Annotated in this window: 8 protein-coding genes; 4 read left to right on the top strand and 4 right to left on the bottom strand. The window is 36.7% G+C overall.

Annotated features, from left to right (window positions below; translation table 11 throughout):
• Positions 1–95: 95 nt before the first annotated feature.
• Positions 96–1,181, bottom strand: a complete 1,086-nt coding sequence (locus PL77_RS24050) for a hypothetical protein (RefSeq protein ID WP_044211108.1) — start codon at positions 1,179–1,181, stop codon at positions 96–98.
• A gap of 219 nt (positions 1,182–1,400) precedes the next feature.
• A complete protein-coding gene (locus PL77_RS24045) occupies positions 1,401–3,332 on the bottom strand; it encodes an FAD-dependent oxidoreductase (RefSeq protein WP_044211107.1) in 1,932 nt (643 codons plus the stop codon).
• 990 nt (positions 3,333–4,322) lie between these two features.
• Between PL77_RS24045 and PL77_RS24040 the strand changes: the two genes are divergently transcribed.
• Genes PL77_RS24040 through PL77_RS24030 form a run of 3 tightly spaced genes read left to right on the top strand, consistent with a single transcriptional unit; the run spans position 4,323 to position 11,429 of the window.
• A complete protein-coding gene (locus PL77_RS24040) occupies positions 4,323–7,427 on the top strand; it encodes a TonB-dependent receptor (RefSeq protein ID WP_172665941.1) in 3,105 nt (1,034 codons plus the stop codon).
• A gap of 13 nt (positions 7,428–7,440) precedes the next feature.
• Positions 7,441–9,276 (top strand): RagB/SusD family nutrient uptake outer membrane protein, encoded by a 1,836-nt coding sequence (locus tag PL77_RS24035; protein ID WP_044211103.1) that lies wholly within the window; start codon positions 7,441–7,443, stop codon positions 9,274–9,276.
• 5 nt (positions 9,277–9,281) lie between these two features.
• Positions 9,282–11,429, top strand: a complete 2,148-nt coding sequence (locus PL77_RS24030; RefSeq protein ID WP_044211101.1) for a hypothetical protein — start codon at positions 9,282–9,284, stop codon at positions 11,427–11,429.
• 633 nt (positions 11,430–12,062) lie between these two features.
• On the opposite strand, the gene PL77_RS24025 is transcribed toward PL77_RS24030, so the two are convergent.
• Positions 12,063–14,927, bottom strand: a complete 2,865-nt coding sequence (locus PL77_RS24025; RefSeq protein ID WP_082026706.1) for a T9SS type A sorting domain-containing protein — start codon at positions 14,925–14,927, stop codon at positions 12,063–12,065.
• Positions 14,928–15,612: 685 nt separating this feature from the next.
• Positions 15,613–17,484, bottom strand: a complete 1,872-nt coding sequence (locus tag PL77_RS24020) for a T9SS type A sorting domain-containing protein (protein WP_082026705.1) — start codon at positions 17,482–17,484, stop codon at positions 15,613–15,615.
• 579 nt (positions 17,485–18,063) lie between these two features.
• Between PL77_RS24020 and PL77_RS24015 the strand changes: the two genes are divergently transcribed.
• A complete protein-coding gene (locus PL77_RS24015) occupies positions 18,064–18,471 on the top strand; it encodes a hypothetical protein (RefSeq protein ID WP_044211095.1) in 408 nt (135 codons plus the stop codon).
• Positions 18,472–18,486: the final 15 nt, after the last annotated feature.

Genomic DNA, 18,486 nt, shown 5'->3' with positions numbered 1-18,486 from the left:
AAAATGAAGAAGAAAGAAGCTTGAAAGTAAATCCTATAATTACTTGTAGAAATGTTGATTAAAAGTTAACGAAAACTTAGTTTACAATGTATTAATTATAAATTCTTCTTATGTTTTCGGTCAAATTTCTTAATCAACTTCAATTGCTTTTTATTCAAGTTTTTACAATCACTTAAGTACCAATACACTCCTCTACTAATCAATAAGTTTTCATTATTAAGTTGAGGTATAAGTTTTTGATTAATTAATTCATTTTCGACCTTATATTCTGTAAGAAAATCTATCAGTAGATTGACCTCTTGGTAATTATCAAATTTGATATAATCCAATAGTTGCGGGGTAAAATGATCCTCCCTAAAAATTGAAATAATGACTATTCGTCTCAGTGACATATTGGTTAGATGCTGAAACAAGTCTAACTTCTGTTCTGCGTCAGATAACTTTAAAAGCAACCTCATTTCTTTACCTGTCAAATCATTGGCAACACGAAGGTAATAAGACCAATATTGTTCAATCGCATACTCCTTTTCTGTAATTGCTTGTAAAGCAAATAGAGGTACACTTGGATGATTTTTCAAAAGTATTTTTTGGAGGCTTTTCTCAGTTTGCCCTTTTAAGCTTCTTTGGCGGATTGTTTTTTGAATTTCTGGATGATTGGCCCAGTGCCACAATGTAAAACAAGTTAAAGTGGCCCCTTCCACTACATCTTTTTTTCCTACTACCGCTTTTGTCGCTCCAGAATAACCATCTACCTCTTCATCATCTTCAACGTAGATATCATCTTTCGTTAAATCGGATAAAATAGACACATTATCATTTAAAATTCGGTCCAACTTGTTATAATCCGTTGAAGAAAATGACATTGTTTTTCCATCTAAATGCTTTTCCAAAGATTGGTTCTCAGGAATTTTAAGGGCTAAAAAGTTACCAAATTGATCCCATTCCAAAGTCACCGTAATAATCTTGCATTCATTCGTATAACACATTACTGAAGCTACCTTTGAAGAAACTTTACCTGTTGCTTTCTCTACAGTAAAAGTCAATGTCTGATCTTCCCCTTTTTTTAATCCGGGATGATTCAATGTTTTTTCGAAAGTGGTTGTATTGTCTTCCTCTTTTAAAAATGGAGATATAATTCCACAAAAAATAAATGATAAAATAATGTATAGTTTGAATGCCATAATTTAAGAGTGCTTTTCGTTTGCCATGTTAATTACAAATATACAAGGGATCACGGATATATCTGTCATCTTTAAATGGAGAAAAATCATTTCGATAGATTAACTAGGGGGACAAAAACTACATTAATACAACCCAATATCAAAATGAAGTACTGATGTGTAATTATCCCCTCTTTTTTATTTAAATGTATTCTTCTGAAAATAGAACCTGATTATCGTTTATGAATAAGAACGTATTTCATACAAACGAATATTTTTCGCTCCCCAAGTCTCTTTAAGTTTCAATCGAATTGCGGTAGTGGAAACTTTATCAAATGAAAGTTTTATCAATCTTGTTAAATTATCTTCGACTGTTGCTAGCTCTTTCCATTGTCCTTTTACTCTAGCTTCCAAGACAAAAGATTTCAATAATTCTGGTGGAACTGCAGTGACTTGTTTCGCATTTTTTGCAGGATTTTTATGCATCATCATATTTCGATTTACATTGGTATCAGCTTTCAATTCCACCTTTGAGATGGACACACTTTCATTCCATTCCAATTGTAATGAGGCATTCGTTCCATCAGATTCCCAATGATGTATTTCTTCAACTTTATCTCTTCCAATACCATCCACTAACAATTTACAATTGCCCGAAGTAGTAGACGATGCTGTTATGCTGTCTGCTTTTTTTGCTAAATCATTTTTATCATTGGCTGGCCTGTTGGGAATGTAGACATCATCTCTAAGTAATTGTTCTTGTAGGGATTGAATATCTTTTTGAGCTAATTGTCTTGGTGACCATTTTTTATCAATACACATCTTTGCAGCAGTACCGATAGCCTGCCCCATCAGACCACAAGTTGCTTGGATTCGTGTGGAAGATAATGCAACGTGAGTCACCGAAACATTTCTTCCGGCAAACATTAAGTTATTGATATTTTTGGAATATAAAGATCGGAAGGGAACTTGGTAAACCTCCTCAAATCGTGCGTGGAAGTAAGATGGTGGTTCGCTTGGGTTTTCAATTCCACCAGGACAGTGTTCGTCAAAAGACCAGCCACCGTAAGCCACTGCGTCTTCAAATTGTTTATTATTTTCCATTTCGGGTTGACAAAGAATGTGATCTCCCATAAAACGTCTCGACTCTCTTCTTCCAGGAACAGAACCTACCCAATCTAAAACAATATTGGCCGACTCAGGAAATTCACCGGAGTTTTTAACATAATCCCAGACACCATGCATATACCCCAACAACTTATGACGATTTTCTTCATAGTCTGCAATGATATCATATTCACTTCCTAATTCAACCCACCAAAAACCTTCTTTCAAATGTTTGATCTTTCTTTTATTCATTTTTTCCGCTTCATACGGAATCATAAATTTAGGTGGGTAATACTTGACAGGTCTGCCCATATCTTTAGTAATCATCATCACCGAAGCACCCATCTGCCAGCCGTCTGCTTTATCAGGAGCAAATGACTCATTGAACTCGTCTTTACCTTCTCGTCCGGTTCTGTATTCAGCACCCGCTTGAGCCGCCATCAGCCCATCCCCTGAGCAATCACAAAATATCTTCCCTTCTACTGTAAAATAAGTTTCAGTGCTTGCTTGCCAACATAATATATCTGTGATTTTGTCATTTTTGGTATTGGCATCCAATGCTTGAGTGTTAAGCATCACATCTAGATTTTCTTCCCTAGTCACAAAATCATATACCACATGATCCCAAACAGGGTAAGATTCCTGAGGGTTATAATGCCAATTTTCAATCAAAAGTTCTTCAACAATTCCCGTCTCTCTTTCTATTTTATGCTTATTCTTAAGGTGCATTACACCATTGACAGTCACTCTTATTTCCGAAGAGGCGTTACCACCCAATACCGGTCTATCATTGATCAAGACTGTTTTTGCTCCAGATCTTGCCGAAGCAACTGCTGCACAAATTCCTGCGATACCAGCTCCAACTACAACCACATCATAACTTACCTTTTTACTTCTTGATGGAATTCCTTTCTTTCCTTCTCCTACTTGATACCAATTATCTTTTTCTCTTGCGGTTGAAATGTTACTTATTTCCTTGTTTTCTTTTGCTTCCACTGATGAAATCCCAGCTCCTGCAGCTATTGTTGCTAATGTTGTTTGTTTAAAAAAATCTCTTCTTTTCATTTCTTTAAGGTTAAAATAGTTCAAGGCATATTAGCGAGGTTGAAGCATTGAACCTACATGTTATGATAGTTTAATCTAAACTTCCAGTTCATACATTCTTTCACTTCACCTTTATGACCTTCGTAAGGTTTATCCTAGTCTCGATACAAATATTCATAGTTTCTTAAAAAAAGATGTGAATGTGAATAATTAGTTTGTCTCTTTAAATATGGAAGTGATTGAAATTCACATGAAGAGGTATAGAATATGTATGTTGCCATTCAAAATGTCTATTTTTAAGCTTCCTTCTCATCATTCTCTATTAAAAAAACGAAGTGAAAATCTACTAGAACAAATGTTTAATTGTATTCGTGCTCTAAACCTACTTGGATTTAGAGGTCTGCGTTTCGATGATTACATTTGTAATAGATAGAATTTTTTAAACTTTTAAATCATCAACCTTATATAGATTAATATTGACTTTTTATACTCCAACAATTGATAATTGTAAGGTATTCTACCTATTCTTCTTCTTATTCAAATGATATAAGTACCTGTTCAAAATTATCTATAGCTTAAATGTATAGACAAATACACTTATTATACATTGAGATACAAAAGGTATTTACAGGGCCAAAACAGTATTAAAAAGCACGATTTTTAAAATAAACCGCTGAATACTCGCCTTATACGTACAATTTACATTTTATGGAAGCGTAGATACACCGAATAAATCATTAGGCACAGTGAAGCGAAGAGGTGCACATTACCTTTATAAAGTGATTTTTTAAGGCCGAGTTTATCACACACACAATTTTTACAAAAACTCCTATTCAGAACATATTTGGGAGCTAAACTTTACCGTAAAAGTCCTTCATTTTAGTGATGAAAAATGAACTTTTAAGTATTAACAGAACAATAGATTCATACATTACAGATGTTGGCCTTTACGAAAAGATAGATACCCAAGATGCTCTAACAATTGGTTTATTGAAATGAATAATGAAACAAATGAAAAGTATTTTTACAGTATTTAAACTGCTAGACTATCGCCTTTTCTTTCTGATGAGCTTGCTACTTCTCTTTATTAATGTAGACTCAAATGCTCAATCGAGACAGATTTCGGGTAAGATTGTAAGTGCGGATGACAATTTTCCTTTACCTGGCGTAAATGTCAGAATTAAAGGCACAACGCAAGGAACAGTTTCTAATTTTGATGGTGAGTACTCTCTCTTGGTCGAAGAGGGTGAAGTATTGGAATTTAGTTTTATCGGGATGATTACTCAATTTATTCTTGTAAGTAATCAAAGCAAAATTAATGTATCCCTTAAGGCTGATGTTAAAATACTCGATGAAATTGTGAAGATTGGTTATGGTGAGCAGAAAAAGAAAGAAGTTTCAGGCGCTGTAGCTCACGTAAAAAGTGAAGCACTGGAAGCTTATACTTCTGGAGATGCAACACAAGCTTTGCAGGGACAAATTGCAGGTGTGAATGTTACGACTTCGGGTTCTCCAGGTGCTGATGCCGTTGTACAAATTCGTGGTGTTAGTACGGTGTCTGACATAGCAGGTGCGACCGAACCACTTTATGTTGTAGATGGTATTCCTCAAAATGAAAACCCTCGTTTGGCACCTTCAGAAATTGAATCGATGGATATTCTGAAAGACCTTGCTTCATGTGCTATCTATGGTACTAGAGGAGCTAATGGTGTAATTCTTATCACTACCAAGAAAGGAGAAGCAGGTAAATTAAATGTTTCTCTAGACGCATCATATGGTGTCAAGAATATTACCTCAAGTATTGCATTAATGAATACCCCTGAGCAGGTTTATTTTGACATGATTAAGGAAAGAAATAGAGGTGCCAATGATTTTGATAACTCTACAAACCTTCCGATTCCAAGAACACCAAGTATCTTCCAAAATAATACCGATTTATCCAAGGTAGTAATCATAGACAATCAGCCTACTCAAAACTACAATATCGGTATCAATGGTGGTTCAAAAGGATTGACGTACAATTTGACAGGTGGATTTTTTGACGATAGAGGTCCTCTGATCAACTCCGGTTTTTCAAGATACAACGGTAGAGCTGGTGTAAGATACGATAGAGGAAAATGGAATATCTCTTCTTCTATTGCCATCGGTTCTGAAAAGATCGAAAGAACAAGTTCGAGCTTATTGACGCAAACGATTAGATACGATCCATACAAGCCAGTATTAAATCCTAATAGTAATCAAGCATTGATCGATATTGGTGGAGGTGCTTCTGTTACGAATAGTGTATTGGAAACAATGAGGATGGAAGATGTGGCAGACAGAGATCGCATGCAAGGAAATATCAGTGCCGCTTTTGAAATTATTAAAGGTTTAAAGATCAACACCAACTTAGGGGTAAGTAATGTCAGTGAGTTCCGATATAGATTCAAACCTTTTATTGAAAATTATGATGAAGATGGTATACTTCAATCAGATCCTGCCACGTCTTATGTCAGTAACGAATCATCAAGAAGAACTTCAACGTCAGCAGATGTACGTTTGTCATACCTAAAAAAACTGGGTGATCATAAAATTTCGGCTGTAATCGGTTCATCTTATGAAACACATGGACGTACTAGTTTTTCTGCTCGAAAAAATGGTATAGTCGATAATTCTATTCGAGTACTGGACGGTGCTGCACTTGCTGCATCAGCGACAAACGGTTATAATTATACTTACAACATCATCGGTACTTTAGGTCGTATCACATACGATTACAAGAGTAAATATATGATCTCGGTAAGTGGTAACTACAATGGCAACTCCAAATTTGCAAGTGATAAAAAATGGAAATTCTTCCCTTCTGCTTCAGCAGCATGGAATGTTTCTGAAGAACAATTCTGGGAAGGAATGAGATCAGTAGCTAATAACTTTAAAATCCGTGGTTCTCATGGTCAAGTAGGTGGACAAAGCTTCTTGCCTTATTCTGATCAAGCTACGATTCAAAACGGTTTAGATTACCTCTTTGGAGCAGGTGGTTTTCCTACGCTTTACTTTGGTTCAGCACAACAAAACTACGCCAACGGAAACATCCAATGGGAAACTTCTATCCAAAACAACATCGGTATAGACTTAGGATTACTTGACAATAAGATCATTATTACTTCTGATATCTATCATACTCAAAAGTCTGATATGTTATTCCCAATTCAGTTACCTCCTTCTTCTGGTGTGACGGGATCAGACTCTAAATTGACAATGAACATCGGTAATATGGTCAATAAGGGTTTTGAATTAGCAGCAACGGTAAAAGGTAGAAAGAAAGAGTTCAATTGGAGTATGACGGGTACTTTTACTAAAAACCAAAATGAAATCACAAGTCTTAATGCCGATCACTTTATTTACACCACTGACCCTGGTTTGATTAATGGTGCTGGTGCATCTTCGAAAGTGACCGTATTTTCAGAAGGTTATGAAGCAGGTGCCTTTTTCTTATATGAAACTGATGGGGTGATCAAAACGGAGGAGCAGTTAAGAGCTTACCAGGCAATCAAACCTGATGCTCGAATGGGTGACTTGGTTTATCGTGATACTAACAATGATGGAACAATCACAGATGAAGATAGAGTATACATGGGCTCTGGTTTCTCGAACTGGGAAAGTGGTTTTATTGTAAATATTGGTTGGAAAGGTTTTGATTTTATGATGCATTGGTACGCTGCCATCGGTCATAAAGTAATGAACGGTTCTAAAGCAATGGCTTACTCAGAAGGAAGGCACCAAGATCAAGTGAACACTTGGAACAGAGCCAATCCCAACTCAGATACTCCTGCATGGAGAGGAACTACAAAAGAACACGATAACTTCAGAGCATACACTGACCTTTGGTTAGAAGATGGTTCATATTTACGCTTGAAAAACATTCAGATAGGCTATACACTACCAAAGAGAGTGACGAAGCGTTTGGGCATGACCACTTGTAGATTTTATGTTTCAGCACAAAACCCTATCACATTTACGAACTACGAGGGTTATGATCCTGAAGCAGCCGGTAATGGTGTTTCTTCAAGAGGGCTAGATAAAGGAAACTACCCCATCTCTGCTCTTTACCTAACAGGCTTTAAGTTGAACTTCTAGACCATTGAAAACAATGAAACTGAATATAAAAGAATTATTAAAACACGGTTGGTATGCAGTATTGTTTACTTCATTGATAGGCTGTACGGATGTCTTGAATGAAGATAACCCCAATGCCAAACCGGTAAAAGACTACTTTACATCACTTACTGAATCAGACAAGGTTCTTACAGCCACCTATTCTGCCTTATTGAATCATTATAACCTCAATATAATGGAAGAGGCTTGGCGTTCTGATTTAGGATACCCATCTTTTTCTAGTGGTAGACCTGCCTTGAGTAGTGCTGGCGAACCGTGGTATTTTAAGTCATATACCAATTCTCAAAAGGAAATCAATAAAAAATGGGAAGCACTCTATATTGGTGCATTCAGAGCCAATCAGTTGATTGAAGGACTTGAAGGGCGTTTAGCAGATCAAATGGATAATGAGATTTGGATACTTCAAATGGCACAAGCTCGATTACTAAGAGGTATTTTTCACTTCTGGGCTTATCAGACCTTCAATAATGGTCGAATTATTATCAGAGATAAAGTTCCTGTTGAATTAGACGAATTCAATATCCCAGTTTCTTCCAAAGAAGAAGTAAGAGCTTTTATCTTAAGTGATTTTGAATATGCTTATGAGCATCTACCGGCTACATGGGGTTCTGCTGCACAAGATGAGCTTTCGGCGGGAAGAATGAATAAAGCGATTGCCACTATATTTTTAGCCAATCTCTATCTCTTCGAAGCCCCTGCCACTGTTGATGGAGATGCAATTGAACCAGATTACGAAAAAGCACTTGCTTACTATCAAGAAATTATGAATAACTATAATTATGCATTAGTAGGCGACCCTGAAATGATGTTTACTAGAGCTGGCGAGTTCAATAGCGAAGCCATTTTTGAGGTGATTTATGATGACAACTTAAGACCCGAATTGGATAAATTTGATGAGCAATCACCAAGTAACCGAATGGCAAGATACAGTGCTCCTGGTATAAAAGGGGGGGCTAGAGCAATGACGCCTACCGCTTGGTTGGCTTATAAATACAAAACAGAACGCATTGATCCTTTAGATAAAAGAAACACTGAAACAGTGATTGATCTGACTACTAAAGAAGAAATTGAGGTGATCAGAGATATTTCTTTAAGAGCATCAGCTAGTGTAGCTTTAGTCAATGATCTTTATACTGAATACTATAGATCAGGAATTACGCCTGTATCTGCTACTTTCGGTAAATATGAATTTTCTTATTTCAAGAAATACACCAACCATGACATTGTCACTTCAGAAGGCAACTTACCGAAAGGGGCTTGGTATTCGGGGAAAAACATTACCATCCACCGATTATCAGAAGTATACCTCAACGTGGCAGAGTGTTATTTGCAAAAGGGAGATGTAACTTCTGCTCTAAAATACATCAACGATGTAAGAGCAAAATGGGGACTTGTACTCCTCGGTTCTTCAACAATTGGAGAACACGCCGACAGAACTTATGATGAGTTGGATTACACAGTAGATGCGTTAATGGAACACCTGATGTTTACTGAAAAACCGCTTGAGCTTTCTGTAGAAGGGCATTCTATCCGCTGGATCGATTTGAGAAGATGGGGTAAAATAAGCGAAGCTTTCCAAAGAGCTTCTAATGAAGTGTATCATGCAATTCAATTCCAATTTATAGATCCAACAACTGGGAATAAGGTAAAAAGAAACAGAGCGGACTTACAAGTAGGTTCAGACCCTAACAACAAAAGTATTGATATCATCGATTGTGTTGACGCTTACAACAACTACATCCCTGAGCTACATGACTACTACCCTCTTCCTCTTGAAGAGATTATTTCTAATCCTAACTTAGGTCAATAAGTACAATGAGAACATTTAAATTAATATATATCAGTATTCTTGCTTTGTTGGTTTTAGGCTGTAACAAAGACAATGAAAATGAAATACCTGAATTTTCGGATATCTCATGGTATACCGAAGCGGGAGGTTTCGCCCACATCAACTTAGCGAGAGAAGTAGGGCAATCCATTTCCTTCATGGACTTATCTCAAGGTATCTACTCTCACGAGTGGGTACTGGATAGTGGCAACTTTTTTATTGAAGGTGATTTCAAAAAAGGTGATGACCTCACAGAATTTATCGTTCCTAACAGTGGCCTTTCTTCAGATGCTTACAATGTAAATGTCTTGTTCATGGAAGAAGGTCTTCAAGGTGTAAGGCTATACAACAAGTTTTACCATCCTGTAGAATATATCGGCTACAATGGTACAAGTCATGAAGAAGCCGATACACTAACGTCTTACATGGATGAAGAAGGAATGTGGGTTATTGATACTACTTTTTATGTAGACGTATACGGTGTGTTAGAACCTGAAGTAATAATTGAAAAAGATGGTGAAATGCTGGTTCACATAAAAACGGATTCAATTATTTATATTGAAAATGGAGAACAAAAAATCATTACAGATCAGGATGAAAATATTGAGTTTCCAACTTTTGATGTTGAGTGGGGTGAAGTGATCACCTACAGAGATGTTACTTCAGCAGGCCGACCGGATAGCAGAGCATGGACTTTCCCTTCTAATACTTCAGTCAACGATTATGACAATGGTGGAGATAGTGATCTTGATCCTGAAAATGCTGTATCGGTAGACTTGATCTTCGATTCTTTTGAGAAAAGTGGAGCGGGTAGCCTAGAAATAGAGCGTACCGCAGAAGTGATAGCAAGTAAAGTGAAATTAAATTTACCTTTTACTTTCAATGTCATTCCTCCTGCTTTAAAAGCCGACTTCAAAGTATACCATAGAGGGGTGGAAGTTTTACATATTGATGGTGATAATGTACCTAGTGATGACATCTCTACATGGACAACATTAGACATTGCTTTAGATGATGAATTGGTGTTTGAAGATCTTACTCTTGAAATTACTGATTTGACAAGAGAATGGAACTTTGTAAGTGGAGCGAAGTCAGGTACTACAGGTACAGCACAGACTGAGACCAATACATATTCCGATATCATAAATGCAGCAAAAGTTGGCAGCTTTACCGTCTCAAGAACCATCAATAATGAAGAACAAACTTCAACGAAAGTCATTCCACTACTCCTTAATGTTACATTGACGCAAGATGGTGATACAGAAGTGTTGGGTGATATTACCACAACAGATGAAATCAGTAACACTATTCTTTTTAGCAGTAATGAAGAATTAAAAGATTTTGAGACTACCGTAATCAATGATTTTAGTGTAACAGGAACCGATGTGAATGATGCTCCACTAAGTATCAATATTACCTCAGTAAATCTTAATCCTGATAATAAAAAAGAAGTAGTGATCACAGTTGACAATGACATCTACAACTCTGACAATCTTCAATTGGTTTATACAGGAACAGCCATAAAATCTAGAGCAGACATTCCATTAAATACATTTGACCTACCGGTTATCGGTATCAATAATGCCGTAGAGGTTTTAGATGAAGCATTCAAAAGCTTTGAAGAGTACAAAGGAAAAGCTACAGGTGGTGCAGCTAAAGGTTGGATTTCTTCACATGATGGAGCTCCAAAAGATACCCGCTACTTTTATTACCAAAGAACAGATTCCAAAGCTTCAGAGGGAGACTATAGTATGATGTTCTTTGCGGATTATGATTTAGCGACTATTGCAAAGGATAAAAAAGTAGAAACTTCAGTCAGTGAAGGCCATATCCTAGATGTTCCAGAAGGCGTTTATGAAGTATCATTAGATATCTACGCAGAAGACGGAGCAATCACTTCTCCACTCAATGAAAATTTTGAAATTAAATTGACGGGTACGACTACATTGAGTTATAAAATAGACTACAACGCTTTACCAAAAGGAGAATGGACGACCATCAAAATCAGAAATACATTCGGGCCGAGTAATAGTGCCACAAAACTAGTACTTCAATTCGACAGTGAAGTAAGCAGTTCAGGAAATGTACATTTCTACATCGACAATGTATCGATGAGAGGTCTAAAAACAAGATAAAATTCTACCCCACTATAAAAGTGTTTGAAGGTGGCTTGAGGAGAAATCCTTGGGCTACCTTTTTTTATTTCTTGTAGGTCAAATACATTGTAAACTAAATTATCGTCAACTTTCAAGCGTCCTTTATACAAGCATTGATAGGATCTACTTTCAAACGTCTTTCTTCTTCGTTTTTGTCTTAAAACAAAAAGAAGCAAAAAATTCAAGGCTTTGAAGTCAAAAGCTAAATTCCATTCCTCTCGCCTAAATGATTTTAAACTCGCTGCGCTCAAACAGCAAAATCATTTTTAACGGCTCATTTCATGAAATTCTTGACGCTTTTCCCTTCAAGGCCGAGAGAGATACTACTAAATGATGGTCTGATTAATATGTCAAAAGACAAAAGTTTTATAATCATTTTCTAAAATGCAGTTCTGTAGGGTCGTTGCATTGCAACGTCCTCGCGAACCACAATAAACTACCATTTTTCCTTTATGAAAGGAGTAAAATTTAGCTTTCGAATTCTAAGCCTAGATTTTTTGCTTCGTTTTTCATCAATGGAAAATGAAGAAGAGGGAAACTTGGAAATAAGACAAAACCACCCGATCATCACATGATGACCGAGTGGTTTTATTTTTTTATCAATCTCTAAAATTATTCTATAATTATTTTTTCAGTTTGATAAACACCATCTGCAAGCAATCGGATAATATAAACTCCCACTCCTGCTTGACTTAAATCAATCGAAGAAGTGGCCGAAGACTCGTAAATTTTCTGACCTTGTAAATTGAATACTTCAACACTTCCGGCATCAGAAGCAGTACCCCAATCAATTTGAATGAAGCCTTGACTTGGATTAGGGAAGATTTTGATCTGAAGAGCTGTTGATGTTTGTAACTCAATATTACGCTTTCTTGCTCCACTTGAAGAAGACTGTATCTTGAACTGCTGCCATTCTGAAACTCCATCGCTGGTGCATAGCATGTTATTACGGAGGTACAATTCATTACTTCCTTTGATGGCGTAAATATCATTTCCAAAATCCTCTAACGTAAACTTCTCCCAAGTACCAATTTCAGTGCGGGTACATGTCATTTCCTTGTTACCATTTTCTGAACTTACATACTTTCCATTACTTCCTTTGAAAGAAACTGTTCCATCAGTATTTTCAATCATTTCAAATTGTTCTGTTGTTCCTACAGTATTCACAACAGCTAATTTATCTTCATCTGAAGCACTGATATAGCTAAAACTTCCTTGGTTTTGAATCGAAACAATAAGGCTAGATGGTATAACATCAAATGTGCAATTATCTTCTTTTAAGTTAGAATCCCACGCACCCCCAACAGGGCGAAGTGCTACTTTCAATTGATAAGCCGTTCCCACTGGCCAATCCGTACCTTGATTTACAGTGAGCGTCAATGTTCCTGTTCCTGCCTGTACTGTTTGGATGACATTGGCTAACCAAGTTCCATCAGGTTGATGTACGATCGCCAATATATCGTTTTCGGTTTCAGAAGCATAATTCACTGACACCGTCAAGTTTTTGCCTGTATTGATAGGTGCTGGGCAATTCACTAAACTTATCGCATTTTCAATGGCCGATTTGACTTCAAACTTGGTATCTTTCTCATCATAATTGGTGTCCCAAGCCCCTCCTACTGGTCGTATAGCGATTTTCAAATTATAATCTGATGCTACTTCCCAAGCTGTTGGTGGGGTGACCGTTAAGGTTACATTTCCTTCACCTGCTTGTACGGTTTGTACTGCATTCGTTAACCAAGTTCCATCAGGTCCATTGACAATGGCCATAACATCATTTTGAGTAGCAGAAGTGTAAGCTAACGTCACATCAAAGCTCTCTCCTGTCACAACTGAGGACGGTGGATTGACAAATGCTACAGTATTCGTTGGGTCGGGTACATCGTTACCACAATTTGGATCAGGTGTGCCCGTTTCAGACCAATATTTTTGAGCTTGAGCTTCCGTCTTTTTCTGATAATTCCCTAAACCAACAACCGAACTTTGTGCCATTACAATTTTATCAATTTGATAGCCATGCGAACGTCCACAAATCTCCATTGTATAAGTTCCTGCAGTCGGGAACTTCACATTTACCCAATTGTGATCGTGATCAAACTCTGCTACTCCATGAAGCCAAAAACCAGGATCACTTCGTCCATAAAACTTGAAGAATTCTGAAGTCGTTTTACCTCCTATAATCGCCACATCACCCAAAAACCTCAACCAAGCATCATTACTCAAATCCGTACCTTGCTGTCCATCCACCTTGCCTCTTTCTTCCTCATTTTGACGTACAAACCATTTAAAAGTGTATGTTCCAGGGGTGTTGATTTTAAAACTATACGTTATTGTATTTGCTGGATTTTGGGCGTTATAACTATTCGGGCCATCATAATAGATGTATTTTCCGCCGGATGCATATTGCTCATCTGTTCCCAGTTTCCATGCTCCTTTTAATGGAATTCTTTCCGCTTCAAATACCATTAAACCACCCGTTTCATACGATTCAATTGCAGGACAATAATCACTATCAGGAGCATCACTTTCAGTAATACCGTTGACGAATTGTGTCTGTAGCTTGCTTGGGTTACCATCTTGATCACCATACAACAAAAACCATATCATGCCTGCATCTGAGATATCTGCTTTACTTTTGCTGTTGACATTCATTCTGTCCCACAAAAAATTTACATCTGTATCTGCGTGGTCTCTCATCCATGTCCATTGTGAGTAATCGTTGGACCCATTGATGTTATTAGTGCTCCATCCTTTTGTCAAATTAGTCGATTGGTTTTGGTCTTTGATACGAAGAAAATTCACACCTTCACTCACTGGAAAATCTTGTAATACATGTTCAATTCTTCTGTGATTGACTCTTCGGATGTTATTGTCGTTGTAATTACTATGAGAGACGATATAAAGGTGATTAATCGCAGATGCTTTACCATCTGCCTTTACTTTTTCTAAGGCCCTGTAAAGAAACTCGGTGGGGCCCATCGAAACAAAATACAATGGATCATTTGCTGTAGAAATTTTGATTTGCTCTGCCAAATGATTAATCGCTGCTGTATTATTAGCAGATACATCGTAAAAAACAGAAGGATTAAAATTTGAAAAACGTTGCAAAGCACCATCTACTCCTTCTTTCATTACATTAACAGCAGAAGTATGAGCCGGTGAACCTATAAAGTTATTATAAGAATAGTGCACCAACTTCCCTTCTAATCCTGCATTGGCAAGCATAGCCAAAGCTGCAGGAGTTGCACTCCAATCATCTTCGTCTCCTCTTTGCCAGTTTGCATTATAGGTGAAAGTTCTCCCTGCATCAGCAGCAGGAGCCGTAGCTGTTACGGTACCTCCCCATGTATTTGGGTCAGCTTGATTGTTCCCATCTGCACTTACAGCAATACGGTTATTATTGTAACCGTAGCCTGTAGCAGAAAAAGTCTGTGTAGCAATGCATAACATTACTGTCATGAAAAAAAGTCTAATCATGTTTATTGGATTTTAGAATTTTGGAACTCAGGAAATTACCCTTTGTTCTTATGATGAAATTACTGATCACAATTACATCTTAATATTATCCTATTCCAATCGGCTAGACTTTACATTAACTTATCAGATCAATGATAAATGCATAACAATAACTTATCAATCAACCCTTTACAAAAGTAAAGGTGGGGTAAAAAAATAGAATAAAGGGGATGAATGGTAAGGCAACCACATTGTAAACTAAGTTTTCGTTATTTATTATATTTAGAAATCAGGAGATTTCTGATGACCTGAAGGACACTAATGACGCTAACGCTTAACATTCGCCAGTAAGCCTTCTACCATTTTAGTTTGGTAATAATACCCCCGGCATTGAAGGGAGTTACTATTAAATGATTGTCTGATTACAGATGAATAATTATTAATGAATAGCCTAGTTTACAATGTAGTTCCTTCTCAAGTAATTTTAATGCTTTGATTTAAAGGAGAATATTGTTTTGTGAGTTTCTTACTTCATATATCTTTTATTCAGAATAATTCAGCTCATTCCATTTCATCATTTACTCTTTTGAATATTTTAAATCAAAGATCAATAGGCAATTGTAAAAGTGAAATAATCACAATGTTCACATTTAACAACTCCACATAGAATAGTTAAGCTTTTCAATAATCTATAAATAATGTTTCGTTATTTGATCACTAGTTTTTCGATATAATAAGCGTCATCTACAACTAAACGAATGATATAAATTCCTGCTTCTTTTTGGTTTAAATCAATTGTAGATGTTCCTGAGGATTGAAATACTTTCTGACCTTGTAAATTGAAAACTTCAACATTTCCTGCTTCTGAAGCAGTACCCCAATCAATTTGGATGAAACCCTCACTTGGATTCGGGAATATTTTTGGAGCCACAACAGTATTAACATCTTCAATAGAAGTAATAGGATTCTCAGCATCGGGATCTTCTTTACCACAATTTGGATCAGGGGTTCCTGTCTCTGCCCAGAATCTACCTGCCTGTGCTTCTGTTTTTTTCTGATAATCTCCAAAAGCCACTGTACCACTTTTGGCCATTAGAATTTTATCAATCTGATATCCATGTGAACGTCCACATATTTCCATGGTATAAGTCCCTGCCTCTGGAAATTTTAAATTCACCCAATTATGTTCGTGATGAAATTCGGCTACGCCATGTAGCCAAAACCCGGGGTCACTTCTTCCATAAAATTTAAAAAACTCTGATGTGGAAGTTCCTGCAATATGGACCACATCATCTAAAAACCTTACCCAAGCATCATTACTTAAGTCAGTACCTTGTTTTCCATCCACTTTTCCCCTTTCTTCTTCATTCTGGCGTACAAACCATTTGAGAGTGTAGGTTCCGGGAGTGTTGATCTTAAAACTATAAGTTAGCGTATTGGCTGGATTTTGATTTTTATAGTTATTCGGTCCATCGTAATAAATATATTTACCTCCTGAAGCATATTCTTCATCTGTCCCTAACTTCCAAGCTCCTCTTAATGCGATTCGTTCTGCTTCAAAAACCATAATTCCACCCATTTCAAAAGATTCAAGAACAGGACAATTCTCTATTTCAGGTGTTTCTATTTGTGCTATTCCATTCTCAAATTGTGTTTTTAATTTGCTTGGATTACCATCTTGATCGCCGTATAATAAAAACCAAACCATGCCTGCATCTGAAATATCTGCCTTGCTCTTACTGTTGATATTCATTCTATCCCACAAGAAATTAACATCAGCATCTGTATGATCTCTCAACCAAGTCCATTGAGAATAATCATTTGAACCATTTACATTGTTTGTACTCCACCCTTGTGTAAGATTAGTGGATTGGTTTTGATCTTTGATACGCTTAAAATTTACTCCTTCCGTCACTGGGAAATTCTCCAATACATGTTCAATTCTTCTGTGCTCGGCTCTTCGAATATTATTGTCATTATAATTACTATGCGAAATAATGTACAGATGTTGAATTGCTGCTTCCTTTCCGTCTGCTTTTACTTTTTCCAAAGCTTGATAAAGGAATTCAGTAGGACCCATTGATACAAAATACAGAGGGTCTTCTGCTGTAGATATTTTAATTTGATCGGCTAAATGATGGATAGCAGCTGTATTATTAGCAGATACATCATAAAAAACGGAAGCATCAAAATTAGTAAAACGTTGTAACGCTCCATCTACACCTTCTTTCATAATGTTGACAGCCGTTGTGTGTGGTGGTGATCCTATAAAATTATTAAAAGAATAATGTACTAACTGTCCCTCCAACCCTGCATTGGCTAGCATTGCTAAAGCAGCAGGAGTCGCACTCCAATCGTCTTCATCTCCTCTTTGCCAATTGGAATTATAGTTGAATGTTTTACCAGCATCAGCAGCAGGTGCCGAAGCTGTAACACTACCTCCCCAAGTATCGGGGTCAGCTTGATTGTTACCATCTGCACTTATGGCTATTCGGTTGTTGTTATATCCGTAACCTGTCGCAGAAAAAGTATGCGTAGCAATGCTTAACATTGCTGCTATGATAAAAAATCTAATCATACGAATTGGATGATTTAAAGGTTCAAGGAAACTCAGGAAACTTCCCTTTGTTTCTTTATAATTAAATTATGATGATCAATTTTATCTTAATCTTGCCCTATTCCAATCAGTGAGACTTTACAAAAACTTATCAAAGCAGTGAACCACACCTTACAATAACTTATCAATCCTTCGTTTTCTATCAAAAGGTGGTCAAAAAAATGAGAAATAGGGGATAAATAACTATGTAAGTCAACTACAAACCGATAATAAGTAGAAATTGAAGTTCATTTTGAGATACCCAATACCCATCCTACATCCGTTATTTTAATACTGACATAACAACCCACATACATTGTAAAGTAGATTATCGTTAACTTTCAAACTTCCTTCTTCTTCCTTTTTATCAATCGTTTGGTAGTGCTTCCCTAGCCTTGAGGGAAAACGTTAAGAATTCCATGGATTGAGTCGCTAAAACGGAAAACCACAATAACAATCGTTAACAGATTTAATGATATCAAGATGGTGGCATATAGGGGAAAATAGGATCTAAAGTAGGTAAAGTAAATTATTATTTTTCACCTTTTAAATTTCAACTAAATGAAATACTTAAGTGTATTATCCCTATTTCTATTTCTTTTTTCTTGTTCAACAACTAACGAGGAAACTGTTATTGACGCTGAAGCCTACAACAAATCGTTGCAACAAAGCTTCGAACTAACATCTCCTTTGGATTCTAAAAGCGGAATGGAAGCATTTTTTGCTCATTTTAAATCACAGAAAATCGTAGTAGATGGTGAAATGAGAAATATTACGCAAGAGGAACTCACCTTACTCTATGACCTAACGTTGGAAAAAATAGCTCTGTTTGCTACTCCTTCTAATGCTAAAAAAGCGCCTACAAGAGAACAAATCAGAGACGCAATGCGTGCAGAATGCGGAGGATACATGCTTGGATTAGATTGGTGGTGTAAAGCTGCTGTGGACATCGCTTATTTACTTGGCTAAATCCCTTTACTATCA

It is taken from the genome of Flammeovirga sp. OC4 (genome assembly GCF_000812565.1).
In the GTDB taxonomy this organism is placed as follows: domain Bacteria; phylum Bacteroidota; class Bacteroidia; order Cytophagales; family Flammeovirgaceae; genus Flammeovirga.
This window is presented reverse-complemented; position numbering and strand designations above follow the sequence as displayed.

Coding starts and splice junctions, on each gene's coding strand:
- PL77_RS24050 (WP_044211108.1), bottom strand. CDS start 1,181: ATGGCATTCAAACTATACATTATTTTATCATTTATTTTTTGTGGAATT.
- PL77_RS24045 (WP_044211107.1), bottom strand. CDS start 3,332: ATGAAAAGAAGAGATTTTTTTAAACAAACAACATTAGCAACAATAGCT.
- PL77_RS24040 (WP_172665941.1), top strand. CDS start 4,323: ATGAAAAGTATTTTTACAGTATTTAAACTGCTAGACTATCGCCTTTTC.
- PL77_RS24035 (WP_044211103.1), top strand. CDS start 7,441: ATGAAACTGAATATAAAAGAATTATTAAAACACGGTTGGTATGCAGTA.
- PL77_RS24030 (WP_044211101.1), top strand. CDS start 9,282: ATGAGAACATTTAAATTAATATATATCAGTATTCTTGCTTTGTTGGTT.
- PL77_RS24025 (WP_082026706.1), bottom strand. CDS start 14,927: ATGATTAGACTTTTTTTCATGACAGTAATGTTATGCATTGCTACACAG.
- PL77_RS24020 (WP_082026705.1), bottom strand. CDS start 17,484: ATGATTAGATTTTTTATCATAGCAGCAATGTTAAGCATTGCTACGCAT.
- PL77_RS24015 (WP_044211095.1), top strand. CDS start 18,064: ATGAAATACTTAAGTGTATTATCCCTATTTCTATTTCTTTTTTCTTGT.